General features: G+C 58.9%; 17 protein-coding genes and 2 tRNA genes. 5 read left to right on the top strand and 14 right to left on the bottom strand.

Annotation, left to right across the window (positions count from 1 at the left end):
- Positions 1–160: 160 nt before the first annotated feature.
- From FGA82_RS12750 to FGA82_RS12765, 4 genes are all read left to right on the top strand, one after another.
- Positions 161–247 (top strand) — tRNA-Leu (locus tag FGA82_RS12750).
- A gap of 181 nt (positions 248–428) precedes the next feature.
- A tRNA-Leu gene (locus tag FGA82_RS12755) sits at positions 429–515 on the top strand.
- Between the two features lie 188 nt (positions 516–703).
- Positions 704–1714 carry an extracellular solute-binding protein gene (locus FGA82_RS12760; RefSeq protein WP_141127327.1) on the top strand — a complete coding sequence of 337 codons (1011 nt, stop codon included), beginning with the start codon at positions 704–706 and terminating at the stop codon, positions 1712–1714.
- Positions 1714–3279 carry an ABC transporter permease gene (locus tag FGA82_RS12765; RefSeq protein WP_141127328.1) on the top strand — a complete coding sequence of 522 codons (1566 nt, stop codon included), beginning with the start codon at positions 1714–1716 and terminating at the stop codon, positions 3277–3279. Before FGA82_RS12760 ends, FGA82_RS12765 begins: the two co-directional genes overlap by 1 nt.
- An 80-nt stretch (positions 3280–3359) precedes the next feature.
- Here the strand turns inward: FGA82_RS12765 and FGA82_RS12770 are convergent, their stop codons facing one another.
- The 12 genes from FGA82_RS12770 to FGA82_RS12825 all read right to left on the bottom strand — a co-directional run bounded on the left by FGA82_RS12770 (position 3360) and on the right by FGA82_RS12825 (position 18357).
- Positions 3360–5294 carry a methyl-accepting chemotaxis protein gene (locus FGA82_RS12770; RefSeq protein WP_141127329.1) on the bottom strand — a complete coding sequence of 645 codons (1935 nt, stop codon included), beginning with the start codon at positions 5292–5294 and terminating at the stop codon, positions 3360–3362.
- Between the two features lie 140 nt (positions 5295–5434).
- A complete protein-coding gene (locus tag FGA82_RS12775; protein ID WP_027921980.1) occupies positions 5435–6724 on the bottom strand; it encodes an adenylosuccinate synthase in 1290 nt (429 codons plus the stop codon).
- A 54-nt stretch (positions 6725–6778) separates the two neighbouring features.
- Complete coding sequence (locus tag FGA82_RS12780) at positions 6779–7966, bottom strand: ATP phosphoribosyltransferase regulatory subunit (protein ID WP_007915833.1); 1188 nt, start codon at positions 7964–7966, stop codon at positions 6779–6781.
- A 313-nt stretch (positions 7967–8279) separates the two neighbouring features.
- On the bottom strand, positions 8280–9149 hold the full coding sequence (gene hflC, locus FGA82_RS12785; RefSeq protein ID WP_034151639.1) for a protease modulator HflC: 870 nt from the start codon (positions 9147–9149) through the stop codon (positions 8280–8282).
- Entirely contained in the window at positions 9149–10321 is a 1173-nt protein-coding gene (gene hflK, locus FGA82_RS12790; RefSeq protein ID WP_141127330.1) for an FtsH protease activity modulator HflK, read from the bottom strand. Before hflK ends, hflC begins: the two co-directional genes overlap by 1 nt.
- Before the next feature lie 96 nt (positions 10322–10417).
- Entirely contained in the window at positions 10418–11719 is a 1302-nt protein-coding gene (hflX, locus tag FGA82_RS12795) for a ribosome rescue GTPase HflX (RefSeq protein ID WP_095056368.1), read from the bottom strand.
- Between the two features lie 12 nt (positions 11720–11731).
- Positions 11732–11992: an RNA chaperone Hfq gene (hfq, locus tag FGA82_RS12800; RefSeq protein WP_007902656.1), complete on the bottom strand. Its 261-nt coding sequence runs from the start codon at positions 11990–11992 to the stop codon at positions 11732–11734.
- A gap of 95 nt (positions 11993–12087) precedes the next feature.
- A complete protein-coding gene (miaA, locus tag FGA82_RS12805; protein ID WP_141127331.1) occupies positions 12088–13059 on the bottom strand; it encodes a tRNA (adenosine(37)-N6)-dimethylallyltransferase MiaA in 972 nt (323 codons plus the stop codon).
- A complete protein-coding gene (mutL, locus tag FGA82_RS12810; RefSeq protein WP_171057274.1) occupies positions 13059–14960 on the bottom strand; it encodes a DNA mismatch repair endonuclease MutL in 1902 nt (633 codons plus the stop codon). The genes miaA and mutL overlap by 1 nt, the downstream gene beginning before the upstream one ends.
- 8 nt (positions 14961–14968) lie before the next feature.
- Positions 14969–16342 carry an N-acetylmuramoyl-L-alanine amidase gene (locus FGA82_RS12815; protein WP_401044867.1) on the bottom strand — a complete coding sequence of 458 codons (1374 nt, stop codon included), beginning with the start codon at positions 16340–16342 and terminating at the stop codon, positions 14969–14971.
- A gap of 57 nt (positions 16343–16399) precedes the next feature.
- On the bottom strand, positions 16400–16870 hold the full coding sequence (gene tsaE, locus FGA82_RS12820) for a tRNA (adenosine(37)-N6)-threonylcarbamoyltransferase complex ATPase subunit type 1 TsaE (protein WP_141127333.1): 471 nt from the start codon (positions 16868–16870) through the stop codon (positions 16400–16402).
- Positions 16858–18357, bottom strand: coding sequence for an NAD(P)H-hydrate dehydratase (locus tag FGA82_RS12825; RefSeq protein WP_141127334.1), 1500 nt, complete (start codon positions 18355–18357; stop codon positions 16858–16860). The genes tsaE and FGA82_RS12825 overlap by 13 nt, the downstream gene beginning before the upstream one ends.
- 63 nt (positions 18358–18420) lie before the next feature.
- Between FGA82_RS12825 and queG the strand changes: the two genes are divergently transcribed.
- The gene (gene queG / locus FGA82_RS12830) at positions 18421–19494 is read left to right on the top strand and encodes a tRNA epoxyqueuosine(34) reductase QueG (RefSeq protein WP_141127335.1); all 1074 of its coding nucleotides are present in this window, start codon (positions 18421–18423) and stop codon (positions 19492–19494) included.
- Between the two features lie 25 nt (positions 19495–19519).
- Here queG and FGA82_RS12835 read toward each other — a convergent pair whose 3' ends face one another.
- Together FGA82_RS12835 and FGA82_RS12840 are read right to left on the bottom strand one after the other, a co-directional pair.
- Positions 19520–24286: an RHS repeat domain-containing protein gene (locus FGA82_RS12835; RefSeq protein ID WP_141127336.1), complete on the bottom strand. Its 4767-nt coding sequence runs from the start codon at positions 24284–24286 to the stop codon at positions 19520–19522.
- An 80-nt stretch (positions 24287–24366) separates the two neighbouring features.
- On the bottom strand, positions 24367–25353 hold the full coding sequence (locus FGA82_RS12840) for a hypothetical protein (protein WP_141127337.1): 987 nt from the start codon (positions 25351–25353) through the stop codon (positions 24367–24369).
- Positions 25354–25374: the final 21 nt, after the last annotated feature.

Raw genomic sequence — 25374 nt, forward strand, 5'->3', positions numbered from 1 at the left:
CCGACTCTATAAGGCGCAACTGAGGGCTTGTATCGACGCTCAGAAGCTGTTTTGAACACCGCTGGTAAAAAAAATCATATTTTTTGCTGACAGGGGTTTACAGTTAAAAAGACGCTCCGTATAGTGCGCGCCATCGACGACGCACAGCGTTGCCGATACTGCCCAGATGGTGAAATTGGTAGACACGCCAGCTTCAGGTGCTGGTGACCTTACGGTCGTGGAAGTTCGAGTCTTCTTCTGGGCACCAATTTCGAGCTTGAGACTAGATCAGTTTCAAGGCTCACACAAAAACCCGCGAAAGCGGGTTTTTTGCATTCTAAGCCCGGGTTTTCTTAAAACTGATTTATTAAAATTAAATCAGGGGTTTACAGATCAAAACGCGCTCCGTATAGTGCGCCACATCAACAGCGGCAACGCTCGCGATGATTGCCCAGATGGTGAAATTGGTAGACACGCCAGCTTCAGGTGCTGGTGACCTTACGGTCGTGGAAGTTCGAGTCTTCTTCTGGGCACCAATTCAAATTCAAGGTTACGATCTTGAATTTCACAAAAACCCGCGAAAGCGGGTTTTTGCGTTTCTGGCTTTCAGAAATCCATCACTACGCCTATCAAAACGCCAACTCCACCGCAAGGCGCACTTGAGAAACAATATCGTTTATCATTGTTGCAAGTTTTTGCAATGCGACAGTGAGGAACCCCGCGAATGACGTTTCGAAATACCCTGCGCCGAGGCCTGACCTTCACCCTCCTCGGCCTGGCGCTCGCCACTCCCCTCACCCAGGCTGCCGATACGGTTTCCCTGACTCTCTATAACGGCCAGCATAAAGAAGTCGGCGACGCGATCGCCAAAGCCTTCGAAGCCAAGACCGGCATTCACGTCAACGTGCGCAAAGGCAGCAGCAATCAACTCGCCAGCCAGATCATCGAAGAAGGCGACCGCTCCCCCGCCGACGTGATCTACACCGAGGAGTCGCCACCGCTGAACAATCTCGGCGAACTGGGCCTGCTGGCCAAGACCGACGACGCCACCCTCGCCGTTTTGCCAGAAAAATATGTCGCTGGTAACGGCACGTGGATCGGCGTGACGGCGCGCGTTCGTGTGGTCGCCTACAACCCGAAACTGGTCGATGAAAAAGACCTGCCGAAATCGGTCATGGAATTCTCCGATCCACAATGGCAAGGCAAAGTCGGTTTCGTACCGACCAGCGGCGCGTTCCAGGAGCAGGCTGTGGCGATCATCAAGCTGCACGGTCGCGATGCCGCCGAAGAATGGCTCACCGGCCTGCGCGCATTCGGTAAAACCTACAGCAACAACATGGTCGCCCTCAAAGCCGTGGAAAACGGCGAAGTCGCCACCGTGCTGGTGAACAACTATTACTGGTTCGCCCTGCAGCGCGAGAAAGGCAAACTGGATTCAAAACTGCATTACTTCACCGGCGGCGACGTCGGCGGCTTGATCACTGTATCGAGCGCGGCCGTGCTGAAATCCAGCAAACATCCCAAAGAAGCCCAGCAATTCCTCGCCTATATGGCCAGCGAAGAAGGTCAGCGCGTGATCACTCAGACCACCGCCGAGTATCCACTGCACAAAGGCATGGAATCGGATCGCGGGCTCAAGCCGTTCAGCGAACTGGAAGCGCCGAACGTCACTCCGGCCGATCTGGGCAATGCCGAAGAAGCGCTGGAACTGGAACGCGAAGTTGGCTTGAACTGATGACCGCATCGTTATCCGCCCCCGCCGCGCGCGGGGGTTACGTACCAAAGCGCAAGCGGCCATCGATCTGGCTAGTAATGCCGGTGTTGCTGCTGGTAGTACTGAGCTTGCTGCCGCTGGCCTACGTCGGGCTCAAAGCCTGGCAGGCCGGCTGGGCCGAGGCGCTGCATTTGCTGTGGCGCCCGTATGTATTCGGTCTGCTGCGCAACACCTTGGCATTGATGGTGGGCGTGACGATCACCTGCGGCGTGATCGGCCTGTCGCTGGCATGGCTGTTGGAACGCAGCAATTTGCCAGGGCGGCGCCTGTGGGGTGTGATTCTGTGCCTGCCGTTCGCGGTGCCGGCGTTTGTCAGCAGCTTCACCTGGGTTTCGTTGAGCGCGCAGTTCGAAGGGCTTGGCGGGGCGATTCTGGTGATGAGCCTGTCGAAGTACCCGCTGATTTTCCTGCCGGTGGCGGCGACGCTGCGCAATCTCGATCCCTCTCTTGAAGAATCGGCCCGCACCCTCGGGCAGAATCGCTGGGGCGTGTTTTTTCGGGTCACCCTGCCGCTGCTCTGGCCTTCACTACTGGCGGGTTCTTTGCTGATCGCCCTGCACATGCTGGTGGAGTTCGGCGCTCTGTCGATCATCGGCCTGCAAACCTTCACCACGGCGATCTATCAGCAATTCGAACTGGAGTTCAGCAACGCCAACGCGGCGATGCTGTCGGCCGTGCTGCTGGCGCTGTGTCTTGTGTTGCTGTGGCTGGAGTTGCGCGTACGCGGCAAGGGTCGGCATGTGCGCACCGGGCAAGGCGCCGCGCGCCAGGCTGAACAGGTTCGACTAGGGCCATGGGCCACGGTCGGTCAGTTGTATTGCCTGATGCTGGCGGTTGTCGGCAGCGGCATTCCCCTGGGAATGCTGGCGTATTGGCTCGCGGTCGGTTCGTCGGCGGCTTTTCCGGTGGCCGCGATTACTGAAGCTTTGCTCTCGTCTTTGGCGCTTTCGCTAGGCGGCGCGGCGTTGTGCCTGGTGCTGGCCGTGCCGGTCGGCTTGCTGGTGGTACGTTACAAAGGCCAACTGGCGATTTGGGCCGAGCGCTTGCCGTATCTGCTGCATGCCCTGCCAGGATTGGTCATTGCGTTGACGCTGGTGTATTTCGCCCTGCATTACGTGCCGGCGCTGTACCAGACTTCGGGATTGCTGCTGATCGCTTATGCGTTGTTGTTTTTGCCGCTGGCGCAGGCACCGATTCGCACAGCGCTGAACAAGGCTGCGCCGCAACTGGAAGAGGCTGCGCGCACGCTGGGGGCTTCGTCGTTCACGGCGTTTTGTCGGGTGACGTTGCCGATTATCTTTCCGGCATTGGGCGCGGCGTTTGCGCTGGTGTTTCTCGATGCGATGAAGGAATTGACGGCGACGTTGCTGTTGAGTCCGACCGGGCTTAACACGTTGGCGACCGAGGTATGGGCGCATACCGCGAATGTCGAGTTTGCGGCGGCGGCGCCTTATGCGGCGTTGTTGATTTTGGTATCGGGATTGCCGGTTTATCTGCTAACGACGCGGATGTATCTGAGCCGCTAAAAGATCGCAGCCTGCGGCAGCTCCTACATGGGATTTCGCGTTTCAATGTAGGAGCTGCCGCAGGCTGCGATCTTTTGATCTTAAGCCCTGAACTGTCCCAGGCTTGCCTTCAGTTGCGCCGCCAGACCATCCAGCACCTTGCCACTGGCCGTGGTTTCCACCACCGCCTGCGCCGCTTTCTCGGCCTGCGCATGAATCGTTTCGACCCGCCCACGCACAGCCTGCGCGCCCTGCGCCTGATGCGCCGCAGCCTGGGTCGCTAGACCAATCGCCGCATGCACCTGCTCAACCGAAGCCTGCACCGATTGCTGCAACCGCGCGCTGTCGCGCAACACCAGCAAGCCTTCGCTGGCCTGACGCCCGGCCTGACCGATCGCCTCGACCGCTTCACGCGCGCCCTGCTGCAACGCGACGATGTGCGCTTGAATATCGCCAGTAGAGCTTTGCGTTTTGCTGGCCAACGCCCGCACTTCGTCGGCCACCACCGCAAACCCGCGCCCGGTCTCACCGGCACGTGCCGCTTCGATGGCCGCGTTGAGCGCCAGCAGGTTGGTCTGCTCGGCAATCCCGTGAATCACCGTCAGCACCACTTCAATCTGCTCGCTCTGCTGCGCCAGCCGCTCGATGACTTTTGCCCCGGTATCTACCTGTCCGGCCAGCGCTTCGATCAGGCTGCCGACCTTGGCAGAGGTGCGGGTGTTTTCGTCAGTCGCCTGACGAATATCCACCACCTGCTTCAACGCAGCCTGCATTGCATGGCTTTCCGACTGCGCCTCATCAGCCATTTGCGACAGCGCGCGCAGGCTTTCCGCCACTTCGTCACGCTGCATCCCGGCCGCCGCATCCGCCCCGGCATTACGCAGGGTCATGGCACCAATCTCGACACCGGTACGCTGCGCGACATCGCCCGCCTCGCGCACGATCGGCTGCAACTTATCCACAAAGCGATTGACCGCTGAGGCCATGTCGCCGATTTCATCTTTGCTGTTGATCTGCACACGCTTGGTCAGATCGCCCTCGCCCGCCGCCAGATCATCCATCGCGGCATTGAGCATCTTCAGCCGATTGACTACGCGATGGCCGAGCACGACCGCGAGCAACAGCAGCACCCCGCAACCGACCAGCGCCAGGCCCATGCCGATCCGCCAACGCAGGGTTGCTGCCGCTTCCTGGACGGTATTGGCTGTATTAGCTTTCATCTCGACGGCCGTAGACTGCGCCGATTGCAGACGCGCCTGCATGGCCTTGGCGCTGTCCGCTGCGGCGCCTTTGAGGCTATCGCCGACCAGTTGATCACTGCTCGCGATCAACGCCGAGAAGCGCTTGTCCAGTGCCGCCAGATCGGTTTCCACCGAGGCTGTGGACACACCCATCAGGACCTTGCCGATTTCTACGCCATTGGGATTGATCGAGGCTTCAAGGTAGTAAACCGACGGATCGTTCTTGGCCGCATCCAGCACTTTATCCAGCGCACGCTCGCCTTGGCCCTTTTCCAGCAAGGCCTTGTTGATCGGGTTTTCGCGGTTGAGATAACGGGTCAGGTGCTGACCGGTGGCATCGTCGTACACCACAAACAGCACGTTGGGATTGCGCTGGGCGCGCCGGGCGAACTCGGACAGGGTCGGAACGTCGCTGTCCCACATGGCGCGCGGTGCCACCGAGGCGAGCAATTGCGCCATGTCATTGGCTGAATCCTTCAGATCCTTTTCCAACGTCGCACGCAACTGCGCTTGCTCGTCTTTCAGTCGCGAAGACAGGCCGGCAGTCAGCCGCTGACGGGTACTGGCGGACAAGGCGTCCAGGCTTGAGGTGACTTCACGCCCGGCCTGCTCCAGCTCGCCGGAGAGTTTCTGACTGTCGGCACCAAGACGCACTGCCAAATCAGCTTCCAGCGCCGTGACGGTGCTCCGCGTCAGGGCAACCGCCACCAACACCTGCACCAAAAGGGCGATACCAAGGGTAACGAACACGGGCCGCAACAAACGGCTTTGTAACAGTGAGAGAACGGCCGACACTGTGAATCCCTCTACTTCTGACGCCATTAATTTGATGGCACTCTTGTAGACAGATTCACAGCAAAGGTCATGCCGTCCAACAGGCATAAACGACAAAGGCCCCGATTAAGGGGCCTTTGTGTTTTTACATCAACGACTTATCAAGCAAACGGATGACGCAGAACGATGGTTTCGTTGCGGTCCGGGCCCGTCGAAATAATGTCGATCGGCGCGCCGATCAACTCTTCAACGCGTTTGATGTAGGCACGAGCGTTAGCTGGCAGCTCTTCCAGAGTCTTGGCGCCCACGGTCGATTCGGTCCAGCCCGGCACTTCTTCGTACACAGGCTGCAGGCCTACGTAGCTGTCAGCGTCGGTCGGCGCAACGGCGTTGCCCTGCGCATCTTTGTAGCCGACGCAGATGTTGATGGTTTCCAGACCGTCGAGTACGTCCAGCTTGGTCAGGCAGATGCCCGAGATGCTGTTCACATCGATCGCGCGACGCAGGATAACGGCGTCGAACCAGCCACAACGACGGGCACGGCCGGTGGTCGCGCCGAACTCGTGACCTTGCTTGGCCAGGTGCGCACCGACTTCGTCAAACAGCTCAGTCGGGAATGGGCCCGAACCGACGCGAGTGGTGTAAGCCTTGGTGATGCCCAGGATGTAGTCCAGGAACATCGGGCCAACGCCGGAACCGGTCGCCACGCCACCAGCGGTGGTGTTGGAGCTGGTCACGTACGGGTAGGTACCGTGGTCGATGTCGAGCAACGAACCCTGGGCGCCTTCGAACATGATGTCTTTGCCGGCGCGACGCAGGTCGTGCAGCTCAGCCGTCACGTCGAGCATCAGCGGCTTCAGCAGCTCGGCGTATTCCTTGCACTCGGCCAGGGTCTTTTCGAACTCGATGGCCGGTTCTTTGTAGTAACCAACCAGCATGAAGTTGTGGTAATCCACCAGTTCACGCAGCTTGTCTTCGAAACGCGGCATGTTCAGCAGGTCGCCAACACGCAGGCCACGACGCGCAACCTTGTCTTCGTAAGCCGGGCCGATGCCGCGACCGGTAGTACCGATCTTCAGCTCGCCACGGGCCTTTTCACGGGCCTGGTCCAGCGCCACGTGGAAGGACAGGATCAGCGGGCAGGACGGGCTGATACGCAGACGCTCACGCACCGGTACGCCTTTCTCTTCCAGCTTGGTGATTTCGCGCAGCAAGGCGTCAGGTGCAACTACCACGCCGTTGCCGATCAGGCACTGCACGCCTTCGCGCAGCACGCCCGAAGGAATCAGGTGCAAAACGGTTTTTTCGCCGTCGATCACAAGGGTGTGACCAGCGTTGTGGCCACCCTGGTAGCGCACTACGGCGGCAGCATGTTCGGTCAGCAGATCAACGATCTTGCCTTTGCCCTCATCACCCCATTGGGTGCCCAGGACTACGACATTCTTACCCATAACACTTGTCCTCATTCGCGCAAACTTGGTGCCGGCGATGGCCGGCAGGAAAACTCAAGAAGCCAGTGGCGATACTTGCCAAAGCCCGTTCTGCTGAATCAATTGCCGGTCGCAGTCCGCATCACGGGCGGCGGCCAAAGGTTGTCCAGGCAACGCCTGAACGACACGCTGACCCTCACTGCGCAACTGGCAAACCTGCTGCCAGAGTGCCGCATCCGTACTGTCAGGCATCCAGATACCGCCAGACGGTAGCTCGATCTCAGCACGCCCCAGGGTCACCAGGGTTTTCAAATCGGTGGAAAAGCCAGTCGCCGGACGCGCACGACCAAAATCCGCGCCGATGTCGTCGTAGCGACCGCCCTGAGCGATGGATTGGCCAACGCCCGGTACGAACACCGCGAACACCACACCGGTGTGGTAGTGGTAGCCACGCAACTCGCCCAGATCGAAGTACAGCGGCAACTCCGGGAAGCGCGCCGACAGACGCTCGGCGATCGCCAGCAAATCTTCAAGTGCCGCCAGCACCGGCGCCGGCGCATTGGCCAGACGCTCACGGGCAGCACTCAACACTTCACGGCCGCCGCACAGATCGACCAGCGCGCGCAGCATGCCGGACAAGTCGGCCGGCAAGCCTTCGGTCAAGGTAATGACCTCGTCGATGGCCTTGCGTTGCAACGCATCGAACAACTGTTGCTCGACTTCACCGGACAGACCGGCGGCACGCGCCAGACCACGGTAGATGCCGACATGACCGAGGTCCATGTGCACATCCGGCACATCGGCCAGTTGCAGCATGGCCAGCATCAGGCTGATCACTTCAACGTCGCTGCTCGGGCTGGCGTCGCCGTACAACTCGGCGCCCAACTGGATCGGGCTGCGCGAGGACGACAATGCACGCGGCTGGGCATGCAGCACGCTGCCGGCGTAGCACAGACGGCTCGGGCCTTCGCGACGCAGGGTATGCGCATCGATGCGCGCCACTTGCGGCGTGATGTCGGCACGGAAACCCATCTGCCGGCCCGATTGCGGGTCGATGACCTTGAAGGTACGCAGATCCAGATCCTGGCCCGCGCCGGTCAGCAGGGATTCCAGGTACTCGATATGGGGAGTCACGACAAACTCGTAACCCCAGCTCTGGAACAGATCCAACACCTGACGACGCGCGACTTCAATGCGCGCCGCTTCCGGTGGCAGTACTTCTTCGATGCCATCTGGCAGCAGCCAGCGGTCTACCGTTGCCATTACGCCATTCCCCTTTGATCCGGGCGGCCAGCCTGCGGGCGAGCCTTGAGTGAAGCAGAAAATGACCGGCCCGTTCAAAACGCACGCGCATGAACGACGCGGCGAAAGGCCTGTTACCGGCTTCGCCCATCACTTTCCTCGAAAAACTCTCGGGCCATTCAACCCGATGCCTGCAACAAAAAACAGCAATCAAACGTGCAGACGCAAAAAAGCCGGGAATTTCCCGGCTGCCGCATCATACACACGTTTTCCCAAAGGATCACCCCGCCCGAGGTTTTAGCCGCCGGGCGGAATGATTCAGGTCAACGTCGTATCAAGGCTTGGACTTTTCCAGGTAACGGAAGAAGTCGCTGCTTGGGTCGAGGACCAGGACGTCGGATTTGTTCGCGAAGCTTTCACGGTAGGCGCGCAGGCTACGGTAGAAACCGTAGAACTCCTGATCCTGACCGTAGGCCTTGGAGTAGATCGCTGCGGCCTGGGCATCACCGTCACCGCGAACCTCTTCCGATTCACGATAGGCTTCAGCCAGCAGCACGCGGCGTTGACGATCGGCGTCGGCACGGATGCCTTCGGCCAGCTCGTTACCCTTGGCACGGTGCTCGCGAGCTTCACGCTCACGCTCGGTGCTCATACGCTCGAACACGCTGCGGTTTACTTCTTTCGGCAGATCGATGGCCTTGACCCGGACATCGACCACTTCGATACCCAGCTCTTTTTCAGCCATCTTGTTCAGCGACGCGGTGATGTCAGCCATCAGTGCGTCACGCTCACCCGACACCACTTCGTGCAGGGTGCGCTTACCGAACTGGTCACGTAGACCCGATTCCAGACGACGGGACAGACGCTCGTCGGCGATTTGCTTCAGACCGGAAGTCGCGGTGTAGAAGCGCTCGGCATCTTTCACGCGCCACTTGGCATAGGCATCGACCATCACGGCTTTCTTTTCCAGGGTCAGGAAGCGTTGTGTCGGTGCATCCAGCGTCATCAGGCGTGCGTCGAATTTACGCACCTGGTTAACGTAAGGCACTTTCACATGCAGACCTGGCTGAACATCCGCCTGAACCACGCGACCGAATTGCAGCAGTACCGCACGCTCGGTCTGAGCGACGATGTAGAAGCAATTCCAGCCCACCAGCACGACAACGACGCCAACAATAAGGGCGATCAGCGATTTATTGCTCATCAGCGGGTCTCCCTTGTGCGCGACTGCGGCAGGTCAGTGACATGCGGCGCGGCATCCGTGTTGTTACTGGCGGCGGCCGAACCGGTGACCGGCGCATTGCTGCCCGAACTGTTTTGAATCATCTTGTCCAACGGCAGGTAAAGCAGGTTGCTCTGGCCATTCTTGTTACCGGTCACGAGTACCTTGCTGGTGCTACTGAAGACTTCCTGCATGGTGTCCAGGTACAGACGCTGGCGGGTGACTTCAGGTGCCTTGCGATATTCGGCGACCAGTTTGGTAAAGCGATCAGCTTCACCCTTGGCGCGCGAGACCGTTTCGTCACGGTAACCGTTGGCATCTTCAAGGATGCGCTGGGCCTGACCACGGGCTTCCGGCACGACGCCGTTGGCGTAGGTTTCAGCCTGGTTGCGCGAACGCTGCTCGTCTTCACGGGCGCGGATCACGTCATCGAAGGCTTCCTGTACTTCACGCGGTGCCGCTGCGCTCTGTACGTTGACCTGGGTAACGGTGATACCGGTGCGATAGGTATCGAGGAAGCGTTGCAGACGCTCCTTGATTTCGCTGGCCATCAATTCACGACCTTCGGTCAGCACCTGGTCCATCGCGGTGGAACCCACCACATGGCGCAATGCACTGTCGGTCGCATGCTGCAGGCTGATTTCCGGCTGATCGACGTTCAGCACGAAATCCTGCAGGTTGCTGATCTTGTACTGCACGGTCAGTGGGACTTCGACGATGTTCTCGTCTTCGGTCAGCATCTGGCCCTGCTTGGTGTAGGCACGCTCACGCGTGACGTTTTCCATGTACTTTTTATCGATCGGCGGGAAGTAGATGTTCAGGCCCGGGCCGACAGTCTCGTAGTACTTGCCGAAGCGCAGCACCACGGCTTGCTCCTGCTCGTCGACCACGTAGACCGCGCTGTACAGCCAGACAGCCGCCAGCACAACGAGGCCGATGCCGAGCAGACCGCCGAAGCCGCCACTGCTCTTGCCCGAACCACCGCCGTCATCACCACGTTTCTTACCACCACCGAACAACCCGTTCAGGCTTTCCTGCAGCTTTCGGAAGGCCTCGTCGAGATCCGGTGGCCCCTTGCGGTCGCCGTTATTGCGGCGTTTGCCACCCCAAGGATCCTGATTATTCGAGTTGCCACCCGGCTCATTCCAAGCCATAGCGCTCTCCATCTGATAAAGCAAAGACGCACCCACGGCGCGCCGACCAATGCTACAGAATGCCTGCCGTTGCGGCACAACCGCTTTGTCAGGCTTTTATTGCAAAGTGTGTTGCTCGATGAACTCCATCGGCTGCAATCCTTCGCGGCTTACCAGTCGATTCAACTCGACCCGGGGCAAACGAACGGCCAGCAGACTGATGCCTTCTTCGTCGTGCTCTTCTTTCTGCACCGCACCGAGTTCGAAAAACTGCGCACGCAGTCGCGCGAATCGTTGCGGCAAGCGCAAGGTACCGATAAACAAATCACTGCCAAGTAATTCAGCGATGGCTTGCTCAAGCAATTCCAGACCACTGCCGTCACGCGCCGACAGCCAGACCCGCTGGGGCTTGCCGTTTTCGTCACGCTGGATTTGTGGCTCAACGCCTTCAAGCAAATCGAGTTTGTTATAGACCTCGAGGATCGGCAAGTCCTGGGCACCAATCTCGCCCAGCACCACCATCACCTGCTCGATCTGCAACATGCGATCCGGTTCAGCCGCATCGATCACGTGCAATAACAGATCGGAATTGCTCGACTCTTCGAGGGTAGACCGAAATGCCTCGACCAGCTTGTGCGGCAGGTGACGAATGAAGCCCACCGTGTCCGCCAGGACAATCGGCCCCAGGTCGTCCAGTTCCAGACGGCGCAAGGTCGGGTCCAGCGTGGCAAACAATTGGTCGGCCGCGTAGACGTCGGATTTCGTCACGTTGTTGAAGAGTGTGGATTTGCCGGCGTTGGTGTATCCCACCAGAGAAACGGTCGGGATGTCCGCACGGGAACGGCCGCGACGCGATTGCTCGCGCTGGCTGCGCACCTTCTCGAGCCGGCCTTTGATCTGGCGCAGGCGAACCCGCAGCAAACGGCGGTCGGTTTCCAGCTGGGTTTCACCCGGGCCGCGCATGCCGATGCCGCCACCTTGGCGCTCAAGGTGAGTCCAGCCGCGAACCAGCCGGGTGCTCATGTGGTCAAGCTGGGCCAGTTCAACCTGGAGCTTGCCTTCATGGGTACGGGCGCGTTGGGCGAAGATATCGAGAATCAGACCGGTACGGTCGATCACGCGACACTCGAAAACACGTTCGAGGTTACGTTCCTGACTGGGCGTGAGGATGTGATTGAAAATCACCAGATCGGCTTCTTCAGCCTTGACCAGGTCGCGCAGTTCCTCGACCTTGCCGCTGCCGATCAGAAATTTGGCGGTTGGCCGATGACGCGGTACGTTAAAAAACGCAACGGTCTCGGCGCCGGCCGAATTAGCCAATTCCTGAAACTCCTGCGGATCTTCGCGCGCCTCAGGGTCCTGTCCATCCAAGTGAACGAGGATCACTCGCTCACCACCACCGTGGCGCTCAAAGAACAAAGGAGACTCCTATCAGGCGTTACCTGGCTCAGCGTCACCTGCTTCGGATTCGGTTGCGCTAGGCAGACGAATTGGACGAACCGGCACTACTGTCGAGATAGCGTGTTTGTAAACCATCTGGCTTACGGTGTTTTTCAGCAGGATCACGAACTGGTCGAACGACTCGATCGTGCCTTGCAGTTTGATACCGTTGACCAGGTAGATGGAAACCCCAACTTTCTCTTTACGTAAAGTATTCAAGTAAGGGTCTTGTAGCGAATGCCCTTTTGACATGTGCCGCACTCCTTTAAGGATTCAATAATAAAAAATAGGTAATTCAGATGGCTTTGGCCGTCACACCCCCAAGGATAGACGGCAATTGCAAGGACTCAGCTCAATATGGAGATGGTCCCAAGGTATTTCAAGGCGCGTGGCAGATTGTCGCAATCAAGACTGTCCAGCCAGTGTATATCTTCCCAGCTGCGCAGCCAGGTGAATTGGCGTTTGGCCAATTGGCGCGTGGCGATGATGCCGCGCTCCTGCATTTCGGCCAATGTCAGCTTGCCATCCAGGTAGTCCCAGACTTGGCGGTAGCCTACCGCACGTATAGACGGCAACCCCGAATGCAGGTCACTTCTTTTACGCAGGGCTACGACCTCGTCGATGAACCCCTGTTCCAACATATTTGTGAATCTTTGTTTAATGCGCTCGTGCAATACCTGACGATTTGCCGGGGCAATGGCCAAGTTCGCGACAGTATAGGGCAATTGTTGCAGTCCCGAAGCGGCTGCTTCAGTACTTTGCGCAGATTGTTGCTGGCGCAGCTCGGTCATGCTCTGACCGCTGACTCGATAAACTTCCAGCGCGCGACTCAGGCGCTGCGGATCGTTCGGGTGAATCCGCGCCGCGGACACCGGGTCGATGACCGCCAATTGGTCGTGCAGGGCTTGCCAGCCAAGGCGTGCAGCCTCTTCTTCGATCTGCGCACGGACGTCGGCATCGGCCGCTGGCATATCAGCCAGGCCTTCGACCAAAGCCTTGTAATAGAGCATCGTGCCGCCGACCAGCAGCGGAATTTTTCCGCGTGCGGTGATTTCAGCCATGGCTTGCAGGGCATCACGACGGAAATCCGCAGCGGAATAGGCTTCGGCGGGATCGAGAATATCGATCAAACGGTGCGGATATTCGGCCAGCAATTCTTTCGAAGGCTTGGCGGTGCCGATGTCCATGCCGCGATAGACCAGCGCCGAATCGACACTGATCAACTCGCACGGCAGCACCTTGGTCAGCTCGATAGCCAGATCGGTCTTGCCCGCAGCGGTCGGGCCCATCAGGAAAATCGCTGGAGGGAGCTGGCTCATCAACGACCGCGCAAGAACAGTTTGTCCAGATCGTCCAGGCCCAATTGGGTCCAGGTCGGTCGGCCATGGTTACATTGACCGCTGCGCTCGGTGTTTTCCATATCACGCAGCAGGCCGTTCATTTCCGGCAGGGCCAGGCGCCGGTTGGCGCGAATCGCGCCGTGACAGGCCATGGTGCCGAGCAATTCGTTGAGGTGCGCCTGAATCCGGTCGCTGGTGCCGTACTCCATCAGATCCGACAGCACGTCACCGACCAGGCGATTGGCTTCGGCCTGCTTCAACAACGCGGGAATCTGGCGAATCGCCAGGGTTTCCGGGCCCAGACGCTGCAATTCGAAGCCCAGACGCTGGAACCATGCGGCGTGTTCTTCAGCGCAATCGGCCTCGCGCTGGCTGACGGCGAGTGATTCTGGCACCAACAACGGCTGACCACTGAGGCCTTCGCTGGCCATGGCGATTTTCAGTCGTTCATACATGATCCGCTCGTGGGCGGCGTGCATGTCCACCAGCACCAGCCCTTGGGCGTTTTCGGAAAGAATGTAGATACCTTTCAACTGCGCCAAGGCATAACCGAGCGGAGGAATATCTTCCTGACCGGCCGGCAGTGCGTTGGCATTGGCTTCAGGCAACGGCGCAAAAAACTCGCGATACGCAGCCTGAGCCTCGGCAGCCGGCGGCATCGCCGATTGCGGGCGCGGTGTGTATTGATACTGATAAGCGCCGCCAGCACTGGCAGCGGACGCGGTATTGAACGCCGGTTGCGCCTGCGGTTGCTCCAGCAGCGCATTGGCCGCCAGACGCATTTCACCCTGCGGCCCGAACTCACCGGCATCGAGACCCGTCGGCCGCACGACGGCCGTGGTCACGGAACCGGCAAGCTGATCTTCCGGGCGCACATCGCCCAAAGCGCGGTGCAGCGTGCCATAAAGGAAGTCATGCACCATGCGTCCATCACGGAAGCGCACTTCGTGTTTGGTCGGGTGCACGTTGACGTCGACGGCCGCCGGATCAACCTCGAAGAACAACGCAAACGTCGGATGGCGACCGTTGAACAGCACGTCGCGATAGGCCTGACGCACCGCGTGGGCCACCAATTTGTCGCGCACCGCCCGGCCATTCACAAAGAAATACTGCAAATCCGCCTGGCTACGGTTGAAGGTCGGCAAACCGACCCAGCCCCACAGGTGCAAGCCGTTGCGCTCGATCTCGATCGGCAGCGCCTGTTCGAGGAAACCCGAGCCGCAAATCGCCGCCACACGCCGGGCGCGGGCCGCATCATCGTGGGCCTCGTGCAGGCTGAGGATGGTTTTGCCGTTGTGGCGCAGATGGAACGCCACGTCGAAACGCGCCAGCGCCAGACGTTTGATCACTTCTTGCAGATGATCGAATTCGGTTTTTTCGGTCTTGAGGAATTTGCGCCGCGCCGGGGTGTTGAAGAACAAATCGCGAACTTCCACCGAGGTGCCAACCGGATGCGCTGCCGGTTGAACCCGAGGCGCCATGTCACGGCCTTCGGTTTCGACTTGCCAGGCTTGATCGGCATCGCGGGTGCGCGAGGTCAGGGTCAGGCGCGCCACGGAGCTGATCGACGCCAGTGCTTCACCACGGAAACCGAGGCTCATCACCTGCTCAAGGTCTTCGAGGTTGCGAATCTTGCTGGTGGCGTGACGGGCCAGCGCCAGCGGCAGGTCATCGGCGGAAATCCCGCTGCCGTCGTCACGCACGCGCAGCAGCTTGACCCCGCCCTGTTCGACATCGACATCAATGCGCTTGGCGCCAGAGTCGAGGCTGTTTTCCAGCAACTCCTTGATCACCGAAGCCGGGCGTTCAACCACTTCACCAGCGGCGATCTGGTTCGCCAGCCGTGGGCTGAGCAGTTCGATGCGGGCAGCCGAGTTCAACACTTCGTTCATTCTTTGGACGCCAGTTCGGTGCCCGGAATGGTCAAGTGCTGACCGACTTTCAGCTCATCACTTTTCAGGTTGTTGGCCGCGCGCAACGTGGCAGGCGACACCTGATAGCGCACGCCGATCATTGCCAGCGTTTCACCCGGGCCGACGCGGTGATCACGCGGGCCCTGGGCGATTTTGCCGGAATCACGCAGCCAGGCGATGTAGGTGCCCGGTGGCGGGTTCTGCTGGAAGAACTGGCGCACGCCGCTGCTGATCGAACGGGCCAGCGCTTGCTGGTGGCTCGATGCCGAGAGCTTGTTCGCTTCGTTGGCGTTGGAGATAAACCCTGTTTCGACCAGGATCGACGGAATGTCCGGCGACTTCAACACCATGAACCCGGCCTGTTCCACACGCTGTTTGTGCAGCGGCGTGACGCGACCAATGTTGGTCAGCACTTTCTGGCCGACGTTGAGGCTGGAAGTCAGCGAGGCGGTCATCGACAGGTCGAGCAGTACGCCCGCGAGCATGCGGTCCTTGTCGTCGAGGCTGACGTTGCCGGCACCACCGATCAAGTCGGAACGGTTTTCGCTGTCGGCCAGCCAACGCGCGGTCTCGGAAGTAGCGCCGCGATCAGACAGGGCAAACACCGAAGCGCCGAAGGCGGCCGCAGACGGCGCGGCGTCAGCATGAATCGACACGAACAGATCGGCGCCCTTCTTGCGGGCGATTTCGGTACGGCCGCGCAACGGGATGAAGTAGTCGCCGGTACGGGTCAGTTCGGCGCGGAAGCCTTTCATGCCGTTGACCTGACGCTGCAACTCGCGGGCGATCTGCAATACCACGTCTTTTTCACGCTGGCCGCGCGAGCCGGACGCACCCGGGTCTTCGCCACCGTGACCGGCGTCGATCACGACAATAATGTCGCGCTTGCCGGCCGGGGCTGGCGGCAACTTGATTGCAGGTTCGGTCGGGGTTACCGGCACCGCTGGCACGGTCGCCACCTGCGGGGTTGGCGCAGGCGGCGGTGCGGCATCGGCCGGGTTGTCGAACAGATCGACCACCAGACGGTTGCCATACTGCGCGTTCGGCGCCAGCGAGAAGCTTTTCGGGGTGACGGCTTTCTTCAGATCGATGACCACGCGCAGATCGGTCGGCGTACGCTGGGCCGAACGCATTGCGGTGATTGGCGTGTTCGCAGTCTGCACATTCAGCGGCGCACCGAGGGTGGCGCCGTTGATGTCGATCACCAGCCGGTCCGGTGAGGTCAGGGTGAAGACGCTGTGCTGCACCGGGCCGCTCAGGTCGAAGACCAGTCGCGTGTTGTCCGGCGCCCGCCACAGGCGCACGCTGTTGACCTTTGAATCGGCCACAGCGTTGACGGTTACTGCCATCAACAACAGTCCAGCGGCAGCCACCAACGCGCGAAAGCGCATACCTAACCCCATCATTTAATTGGATTCCAATGCCAAAGCGGCACACCAGGTATCGCCACGCGAGCCCTGGGATAAAATTTTCAGCGAACGCCCGCTGTCTTGCGGGCTAATGGTAATGGTCAGGTCAGGCTTTGGCAAAAAGCCTGCACCTTTATCGGGCCATTCGATCAGGCACATCGCGTCGTCTTCGAAGTAGTCGCGGATGCCGAGAAACTCCAGCTCTTCCGGATCGACCAGGCGATACAGGTCAAAGTGGAAGGCGCGGATGTCACCGATCTCGTAGGGTTCGACCAATGTAAAGGTCGGACTTTTTACCGCGCCGACATGGCCCAGCCCGCGAATGATGCCCCGCGACAGGGTGGTTTTGCCCATGCCCAGGTTGCCTTCGAGAAAAATCAGCCCGTGGCCTTGAGTCACGCGGGCAATCCGTGCGCCAAAGTCGCTCATGGCCTGTTCATCGGCCAGGTACAGGGTTACTTCAGACACGGTGCTTGCTCCTCCAACAACTGACGAATGGCTGGAATCAGATCACTGGCCGCCAGCCCACGGCCGAATTTTCCTTGTTGCCTACCTGCATTGGCGTGCAGCCAGACGGCCAGGCAGGCGGCATCGAAGCCGTCCATGCCTTGCGCCAGCAGCGCACCGGTCAAGCCCGCCAGCACATCACCCAGCCCGGCGGTGGCCATGGCCGGATGACCTTGGTGACACAACGCCAGACGTCCATCGGGATGTGCGATCAGACTGCCAGCGCCTTTCAACACAACCACTGCCGTATATTTTTTGCTCAACGCCAGCGCCGCGGCCGGACGATCCGCCTGCACCTGCACTGTGCTGATTCCGAGCAAACGCGCCGCCTCGCCCGGATGCGGGGTGATCACGCAATCCTTGGGCAACTCAACGAAACCGCTGGCCAGCAGGTTCAGCGCGTCGGCATCCCACACTTGCGGCAATGCCGCGTTGGCGGCCGCCGACAACAGTGCGCGGCCCCAACTGGCCTGTCCTAGGCCAGGACCGACGACCAGCGTCGAGACTTTCTCCAGCAAGCCCATCAACTGATTGGTCGAGGAAGTGCCGAGCACCATGGCCTCCGGCACTCGCATCAACGCTGCCGGGACATGTTCAGGGCGAGTCGCCAGCGACACCATGCCCGCGCCACTGCGCAATGCCGTTTCGGTGCTGAGCAGGATCGCGCCGCCAAAACCGTGATCGCCACCGATCAGCAGCACATGGCCGAAACGGCCCTTGTGCGACGTCAGGGCGCGCGCCGCCAGTTTCGGAAGATTAGCCGGGTTGAGCCGTCGGGCGATGATCGGAATGTCACGATAGATGTCGGCGCTGGCCTGCAAATCGTTAAACAGCAATTCGCCAATATGATCCGCCGCGTCCCCGGTGAACAAGCCGAGTTTCAGCCCGATGAAGGTCACCGTCAGATCGGCCTGCACGGCGGCGCCCAGCACGTGTCCGGTGTCGGCGCACAATCCAGAAGGAATATCGACGGCGGTCACCGGCAAGCCGCTGGCGTTGATTGCTTTGATCGCCGAGAGATAAGGCTCGCGCACTTCGCCGTTCAGGCCAGTGCCAAGCAGCGCATCAAGGATGACGCCACGAAGTTCGCTGTGAGACTGCCAGCCTTGCACCAAAACACCTTCCGCCAGCGCTTCGGCATGGGCCAACGCCGCATCGCCCTGCAATCGCTGTGGATCGCCGACCGCCAACACACGCACCGGCCACCCGGCTCGCTGTGCCATGGCCGCGACCAGATAACCGTCGCCAGCATTGTTGCCATGCCCGGCCAGCACCGTCAGCTCAGTCGCCGACGGCCACTGCCGAACCAGCGCGCGCCACGTCGCATGCGCGGCGCGCTGCATCAATTCGAAGCCCGGCGTACCGGCGGCAATCAGCCGTGCATCGAGTTCGCGCACCTGTGCGGCGCCATACAGCGCGTCGGGTAATTTATCTTTCGTGTGCGGCATGCGTCTTCGGGCTCCGATGTCTGGCAGAATTATACGCACCTCAGCTCCGGTTTCTCTCGCCTCATGTCCGCCATCACCACAGACCTGCCCGCCCTCGCCCAATCGATCAAGGATTGGGGCCGCGAGCTGGGCTTTCAGCAAGTCGGCATCAGCGGCCTGGATCTCGCCGAGCATGAACAGCATCTGGAGCGCTGGCTCGCGGCCGGCTACCACGGCGAAATGGACTACATGGGCGCCCACGGCAGCAAACGCTCGCACCCGGAAGAGCTGGTGCCGGGCACTTTGCGTGTGGTCTCGCTGCGCATGGACTACCTGCCCGGCGACACGCAAATGGCGCAAATGCTGGCGCAACCGGAAAAAGCCTACGTGTCGCGTTATGCCTTGGGCCGCGATTACCACAAATTGATCCGTAAACGCGTTCAACAATTGGCGGACAAGATTCAGTCCGAGATCGGTCCGTTCGGTTTCCGCGCCTTTGTCGACAGTGCCCCGGTGCTGGAAAAGGCCATCGCCGAACAGGCCGGACTGGGCTGGATCGGCAAAAACACCCTGGTGCTGAACCGCAAGGCCGGTAGTTACTTCTTCTTGAGCGAACTGTTCGTCGATCTGCCGTTGCCGGTGGATGAGCCACACAGCACCGAGCACTGCGGCCGTTGCACTGCGTGTCTCGATATCTGCCCGACCAACGCCTTCGTCGGCCCCTATGTGCTGGACGCGCGACGCTGCATTTCCTATCTGACCATCGAACTGAAGACCGCAATCCCCGAGGATCTGCGGCCGCTGATCGGCAATCGCGTGTTCGGCTGCGATGACTGCCAGATCGTCTGCCCGTGGAACCGCTTCGCCAAGCCCTCCGGGGAAAGCGATTTCAAGCCACGGCACAACCTCGACAACGCCGAGCTGGCCGAGCTGTTTTTGTGGGACGAAGAGAAGTTCTTGAGCAGCACTGAAGGTTCGCCGTTGCGGCGGGCGGGCTATGAGCGCTGGTTGCGGAATCTGGCGGTGGGGCTGGGCAATGCGCCTTCAACGATTGCGGTGCTGGAAGCGTTGAAGGCGCGACGGGATTATCCGTCAGACTTGGTCAGAGAACATGTGGAATGGGCGCTCGAACAGCACTCCAGACCTTCGAACCCATAAAGAGCAGGCAAAGTACTCATTCTGCTCATATGCGCGTTGTATCAATGCTTTTAGCCGTTTTCATCATTGTGTTGGTCTGCCCGTCGGACAAATGGCCGCCCGCCTGTAGGACTTTGCAAACTCTCTGCTTACTGTCCTCTAGAAGGTAAATACGCTCCCCACGTCCTTTGGTCTTCGCAAAAAAAACATGCGTTACTTTTCTTCCAGCGCCGACGGGGCCGAACTCCTCGTACAGCATCTCGGACTCCGCGGCCGCCTGGCGGGCGGACTTATTGCTTTCCACGAGCTTGTAGAAACCGTTAGCCCTCTCCTCATTAATTTCAGCCACGAAATTGTCTTTTTTGGCCCTATGCAATTGCCAAGGTTCGTCCGGCACTGTCTCCACGGGCGCATTGGCTTTTTTGGCCGCAGCCTTGGCGCCTTTTCCACCCTTCTTCAAATATTGCCCCGCTTTGCCTGCCCCCTTGCCACTGAGCCCTTGGCTAAAGGCTGAAGCCATCTTCCTGCCGGCATTCACGGCAGCTTTTGCACCCGCCGCCAAACCTGCACCGAGCGATGCCAGCCCAAGACCGACACTGATCCAGCCCAATATCTCGCCTGCTTGAGAACCCGGTGCCAGCTCATTGACCACCTCGCTGGCAATACCTGCCAGACCTGAAGCCACCGCCAGCCCCAATGCTGCCGCTGCCCATGGCGTCGCCGCGCCCATTGTCAGCACGCTGGCAACAACCCCGAGAATACCGAGCCCGATGCCCAGGATCGATTGCCAGGAGATATGCCCGGTAGGGTCAACACGATTGACGGGATCGCCCAGGCAATAACTGTAAGCGTTCAAGCCGCCCGCGCCGAACGGGCTCATGCTGTCGGGGGCGAGAAAACGCATCAGTGTCGGGCTATAGGCCCTGTAACCGTTCCCCAGCAAATACAGCCCGGTCACCGGATCCAGTTGCTCGCCGTTAAACCCCGCCAGGCTGAACAAACCACCTTCAGCAGGACGATGCCCGTAAGGGCTGTAGGCGCAATCGGTGAGCTGCTCCTTGCCCAGCGTTGCCAGCACGCTTTGCTGCTGATCGGTACCAAACAGCTGAGCGCCGGCGTTCAAACCGAGTTGCTGCTGCCCCACCAGCGCTCCACCGTGACGTACAACGCTGGATGAATTTTCACCACTCACCTCATTGGCGACCCGGCCTGCGTAGTAGTAACGCTGCGCAGTTACCTTCCCGGGTTGCGACAGTTCAACCAGATCGTCGAAACCGTCGTAATGGTAGCCGCGAATGACTGATCCCCCTGCGCCGGACAATTGCTCGAGACGTCCGAATGCGTCATAGGCCAGGGTTCGCGCCTGATCATCCTTGATCATCCTGCCGTTGGCGTCGTATTCCAGCGTCACTGCCGGTGGATAGTCGACATGGGAATGTTTGACTGCGCTGAGCTGTACAGGATCAGGATTGCCATAACTGAAGGTGCTCAGATTCACACCCAGCGGGAACTTCGTCTGCACGGTAAGAATGTTGTCCAGCGCATCGAAGGTGAACATCTGCTGGACAATTTCCTTGCCATACGGATCGCGGGGCTTTTGCGTGCCGGCACAGTCGTACTGGATCAGACGCCCGCGTACATCGTAGGTGAATTGCTCATCGCGCAATAATTGCGTGCCGCGCCTGGAGACTTTCTGCGCCAGTTTGCCGGCAAGCGTGTAAGTCGATTCCAGGGTCTGATCAGGCTGGCCTTGAATCTCGAATGTGCGGCGGGTTTCACGACCGATATCGTCATAGGCAAACCGGGTGATCATCTGCCGCTTGATCGACGTTTCTTCGGTTTTCGTCCAGCCCAGCATCCCTGTCTGGATGTCGTAGTGGAATTCGGTTTTCAGCGAGCCCTGCGAGGTGGATAGCAGCCGGCCGTGCTTATCGTATTCGGATGTGCTTTCGGCGCCGAGTACATCGACATGGGTGATCGGTCGCCCTTGCAAGGACCAGGTACTGGACGTTGCTTTGGTGATCGCGCCGAAGGTCGTCGTTTCGGATTTGATGCGCCCGGAAGGGTAATAACTAAAGCTGCGTTCCCTGCCGTTTTCGGTACAGGCCGAGGGATTGCCACTGACGGGGTCATAAGTCAGGGTAGTGACCAGTGCCCCTGACTTGCGCTCCGCCAGCAAACCGCCCATAGCACGCAAATAAGTGAATTCGGTTTTTTTGCCATCAGCACTCTTGTACCACTGAGGCTGAGTGAAGCCCGCTTCATAACCCGCCTCAGACTTGCGCCCGCCCACGGTACTTTGTGTCAAACGACTCAAACCGTCATACGTTTGCTGCCCTAATACTTTGTCACCGACCTTGATGCCGATCGGCAGCCCTTCATCGCTATGCTCGGCGTAGTCGGTCACGACTGCACTGGTGTCAGGCAGGACAGTGCGGATTATCCGGTCGAAAACGTCGTACTCATATCGAGTGATATTGCCGACAGGATCTATCTCGCTGGTTGTGCGCCCGAACCCGTCATAGGTGTAAACGGTTTTGCCCAGACTCTTGTTCTTCAGATTGAAGCGCTCGACGCTGAGCGGTTTACCGAACTCATTGACGAGGGTGAGTGTCTTGCCCATCCCCTGGAGCCAATTGGTTTGCTGGCGAAGAACCGGATTCGCCTCGCTGTGTTCGATACGCCCGTCAGCATGCAGCGTCTTGCTGACCTGCCCCCAGGAATCGAATTCATAGTGGCTACTGACCGGATAAGGCTTGCCATCACGCCAATCGGTCAGCGTCACTTTCACCGTGTGACCGACCGAATCATGCAGGGCAGAATAAATCGTGCGAGCCTGCATCAGCCCGTCTTTGTCGGGGTGGTCGCAGTCCTTTTCCTGAACAGTGATCACCCGCTCCAGGCCGTCATAGTTCACTCGTTGCTCACCGCCGACGGGATCCGTGATCACCATTGTGGCCGGCTGCTGTTTACTGGCGGCCAGATAGGCCCACTGGGTAGCGGCCGCATAAGGACTCCCGCCAGCAACCGTTTTGCGCACTGCCCGGCCGATGGCGTCGTATTCATGTTCGATGTGCTCGCCATCGACACCGACCTCTGACACCAGCAATCCGGTCAGCGTCGAAAGCACTTTCTCAGTGGTCTGCAGCGCATCGTCAAACCCGCGTGTGCTGGACTTGACCCGCAACCTGTCGCCCTCAAGCTCATAGGAAAATTCGAGAGCGGTTTTTTTGTCATTCAGGATGACACTTTGCTGTTTCGTGGCCCCGTGCTTGAGCGGATCTTTTGGCGAGTTCAGATAACTGCGTTCGGATTTCGAACGCAAGACCTCAACACCTTCCACGACTTCGAAAAAACGTTCCCCAACCGGTAACACGCAGGCCAGTTCCGCTCCTTCCAGCGCGGGATGCAAGGCATAGTCATAGTACGTGACTGTCGAAGCACCACCCGACGCGGCAGCGGTGACCGTCCTCTTTTTAGGAAACCTGGAGAAACCCAGCGGATCCTCCGGGCAATTATCGCCACCACTTACCGGATAAAATTCCGTCGAAGTCGTCACCCCACTTGGCTCAACATGCTTGAGCAAGTTGCCTTCGTGATCGAACTCGGTGACGGTGGTTTCCACACGCTGCTGTTGGGTGCGTCGATCGAGGTGAGTCACCGTATGGACTTTCGGCATGCGGAACTGAGCCAACTGCTCATTGAAAGGCTTGGTGACGGAACAGTGATACTCGGTGGCGGCCGCGATCCGGGCGTCGCCACAGGTTGTAACCTCAGCCACCAACAGATGGAATTTGTTGTAGGTGCGTTTAATGCGCGTATGTACTTTGTCGCTCAGTAACAACTGCTCGTCCGAGGTGTAGACATAGTTGCCGGGCGCCAGATAGAGCGGATCCAGATCATTATCCTTGGCCGGGAGGAGGCCCTGCCCAAGGAAGTTATGGTCGGAATACGTATAGCTCTTGCAGAGTCTGGGCTGGCCGCGCCCAGGGTAGGTATCGTGAGCGATTACAAACGGCAGTGTCCGTTCCACGCCATTTACGAAGCTATGACCCTGGCGCTTGTAGCGAATGATTTCCACGCCGCGCAATGGATTGACGACGCGGTGCAAATAGCTGGCCTCTTCGATAACTTCATATTCCAGCTCCCAACCTTTACCGACCGGAAGCTCGATCGCCGTTACCCGAGCGTTCTTTAAAATCAACTTGTAGGCGGAACTGGATGAGGTATCGGGGTGCCGGGTCAATGTGACCTGACCTGCATTGCGTGTAATTTTCAGCAGGCATCGTTTGGCGTCACGAACTTCGCTCAACCTGGGAAACTGGTTGAACAACTCGTGCTTCAACGCGATGCTCACACCGTTCGCCGCAATTATTTTTTCCGCTACGGCGACTTGAGTGCCAGCCAGGACTTTGAGCAGTTCACGCCGACCATCCTTGTATCGAACCTCATAGCGCCCTGTTCCAGTGACTGACACCTTTGCCGTTTGCAGTTTCATTTCCTTGAACTTCAGACCGGTAGACGTCTCGACAGCCTTGTAGCGTTCACCGTTGGACAGGGTCATGATTTTGCTGCGCAAGTCGTAACTGGTCATGGTCAAAGACCAGCCCACACCGAAACCGGCATCCTCTTGATTGAGCGGATTGAAGCCCATTGAAAGTGCAAGCTCAGGACCATTGAGATCCGCCGAATGCAACTTCCCCAACGAAAAGGAGCACGTATACATGCCCGTGCGCGGATCAACACCTCCGGAAACAAACTCACCGAAGTTGAAAGCGTTTGAATGAACAGCGGAAGATGAATTACTTTCCATAGAAAAAATCTCCTTTATTCCAGATGCAGATAGGGGCAGGTCAAGTTGGCCAGCTAAAAACCGCTGACCACATCGTAAAATCAGATGAGCTGTTTCATTGGCCGCTTGGAATCACTCAGAATAAAAGCGCGTTGTTCTTTATCACCTTGGATACAAAGTCGGTGTTTCGTACCAAATTCATCAATCACAGCAAACTCGAACTCACCGTCGCTCTCCCGCCCTACTTGCAGGTCCGCGGAAGTATATTGAATAACCGTCAACTGTCCTGGCGCGTCGTTAATCGGCACTAGCATAGTGCCAAGGGGGCTGCGAAACGTTGCTTTCAACCCGTAGATGGGGGCCATGTAGCCGTAAAAATTCCTGCGCCCATCCTGAGTGCCGGGTATATTTCCGGACGCATAGACCTGCACCGCATCTTCGGAATCATAAGGATCAAGTTTCACCTCGCTGCTGTACCAGTCAAGCAGGTGAATCTGTCTGCCCTCCGCATACAGCCCGATATGAAAACTTTGAAGCCAGTCATATTGCGCTTTCTGCTGTTTGTTACCATATTCGTTGAACGTGAAGTTTTTCAGCGAATATTCTTTCGGCGGAACTGCCTCCAGCGTAACACTGCTGTCAAAGCCAATTCCGTTACTTCGCAACAACACCCCATCCATGACTATTTCGGCGGCCACTTCCATGATCCCGGGCCTGGTTGCCGAAACCCAAAACTGGAAAATCTGCACCGGATCAGACTCGTTGCTTATCCGATTGTGGGTAGTACGTGGAACTTCGGTAATCCGCGGCGCAGTACCCGACATTTCATGAGCGTAACGATTTTCCTGCAGCGATACATTCCAGTCACCCTCTAGAGGCCGCGCTCCGTTATAGGCAATCAACCGCAGTGATTGCAATGCGGGGTGGCCATACAGCGATGCGCCGTCGCCATTGTTATCGATCCCGTGCAGAAGCACCAACACACGCACTTGCATGCGCCCGTTGGCATAAAGCACTTTATGCTGGCCAGACCTTGTGGAGTCGAGTTTTACCTCGATACGGGAAACACCAACTTGATCATCAAACATTTAACAATACCGTGCTGATTA

It is taken from the genome of Pseudomonas fluorescens, assembly GCF_005938625.1.
Lineage (GTDB): Bacteria > Pseudomonadota > Gammaproteobacteria > Pseudomonadales > Pseudomonadaceae > Aquipseudomonas > Aquipseudomonas fluorescens_BD.

Excerpts from the sequence above, each read along its gene's own strand:
- FGA82_RS12760 (WP_141127327.1), top strand. The coding sequence starts at position 704 with ATGACGTTTCGAAATACCCTGCGCCGAGGCCTGACCTTCACCCTCCTC.
- FGA82_RS12765 (WP_141127328.1), top strand. The coding sequence starts at position 1,714 with ATGACCGCATCGTTATCCGCCCCCGCCGCGCGCGGGGGTTACGTACCA.
- FGA82_RS12775 (WP_027921980.1), bottom strand. The coding sequence starts at position 6,724 with ATGGGTAAGAATGTCGTAGTCCTGGGCACCCAATGGGGTGATGAGGGC.
- FGA82_RS12780 (WP_007915833.1), bottom strand. The coding sequence starts at position 7,966 with ATGGCAACGGTAGACCGCTGGCTGCTGCCAGATGGCATCGAAGAAGTA.
- hflC (WP_034151639.1), bottom strand. The coding sequence starts at position 9,149 with ATGAGCAATAAATCGCTGATCGCCCTTATTGTTGGCGTCGTTGTCGTG.
- hflK (WP_141127330.1), bottom strand. The coding sequence starts at position 10,321 with ATGGCTTGGAATGAGCCGGGTGGCAACTCGAATAATCAGGATCCTTGG.
- hfq (WP_007902656.1), bottom strand. The coding sequence starts at position 11,992 with ATGTCAAAAGGGCATTCGCTACAAGACCCTTACTTGAATACTTTACGT.
- miaA (WP_141127331.1), bottom strand. The coding sequence starts at position 13,059 with ATGAGCCAGCTCCCTCCAGCGATTTTCCTGATGGGCCCGACCGCTGCG.
- FGA82_RS12815 (WP_401044867.1), bottom strand. The coding sequence starts at position 16,342 with ATGGCAGTAACCGTCAACGCTGTGGCCGATTCAAAGGTCAACAGCGTG.
- FGA82_RS12825 (WP_141127334.1), bottom strand. The coding sequence starts at position 18,357 with ATGCCGCACACGAAAGATAAATTACCCGACGCGCTGTATGGCGCCGCA.
- queG (WP_141127335.1), top strand. The coding sequence starts at position 18,421 with ATGTCCGCCATCACCACAGACCTGCCCGCCCTCGCCCAATCGATCAAG.
- FGA82_RS12835 (WP_141127336.1), bottom strand. The coding sequence starts at position 24,286 with ATGGAAAGTAATTCATCTTCCGCTGTTCATTCAAACGCTTTCAACTTC.
- FGA82_RS12840 (WP_141127337.1), bottom strand. The coding sequence starts at position 25,353 with ATGTTTGATGATCAAGTTGGTGTTTCCCGTATCGAGGTAAAACTCGAC.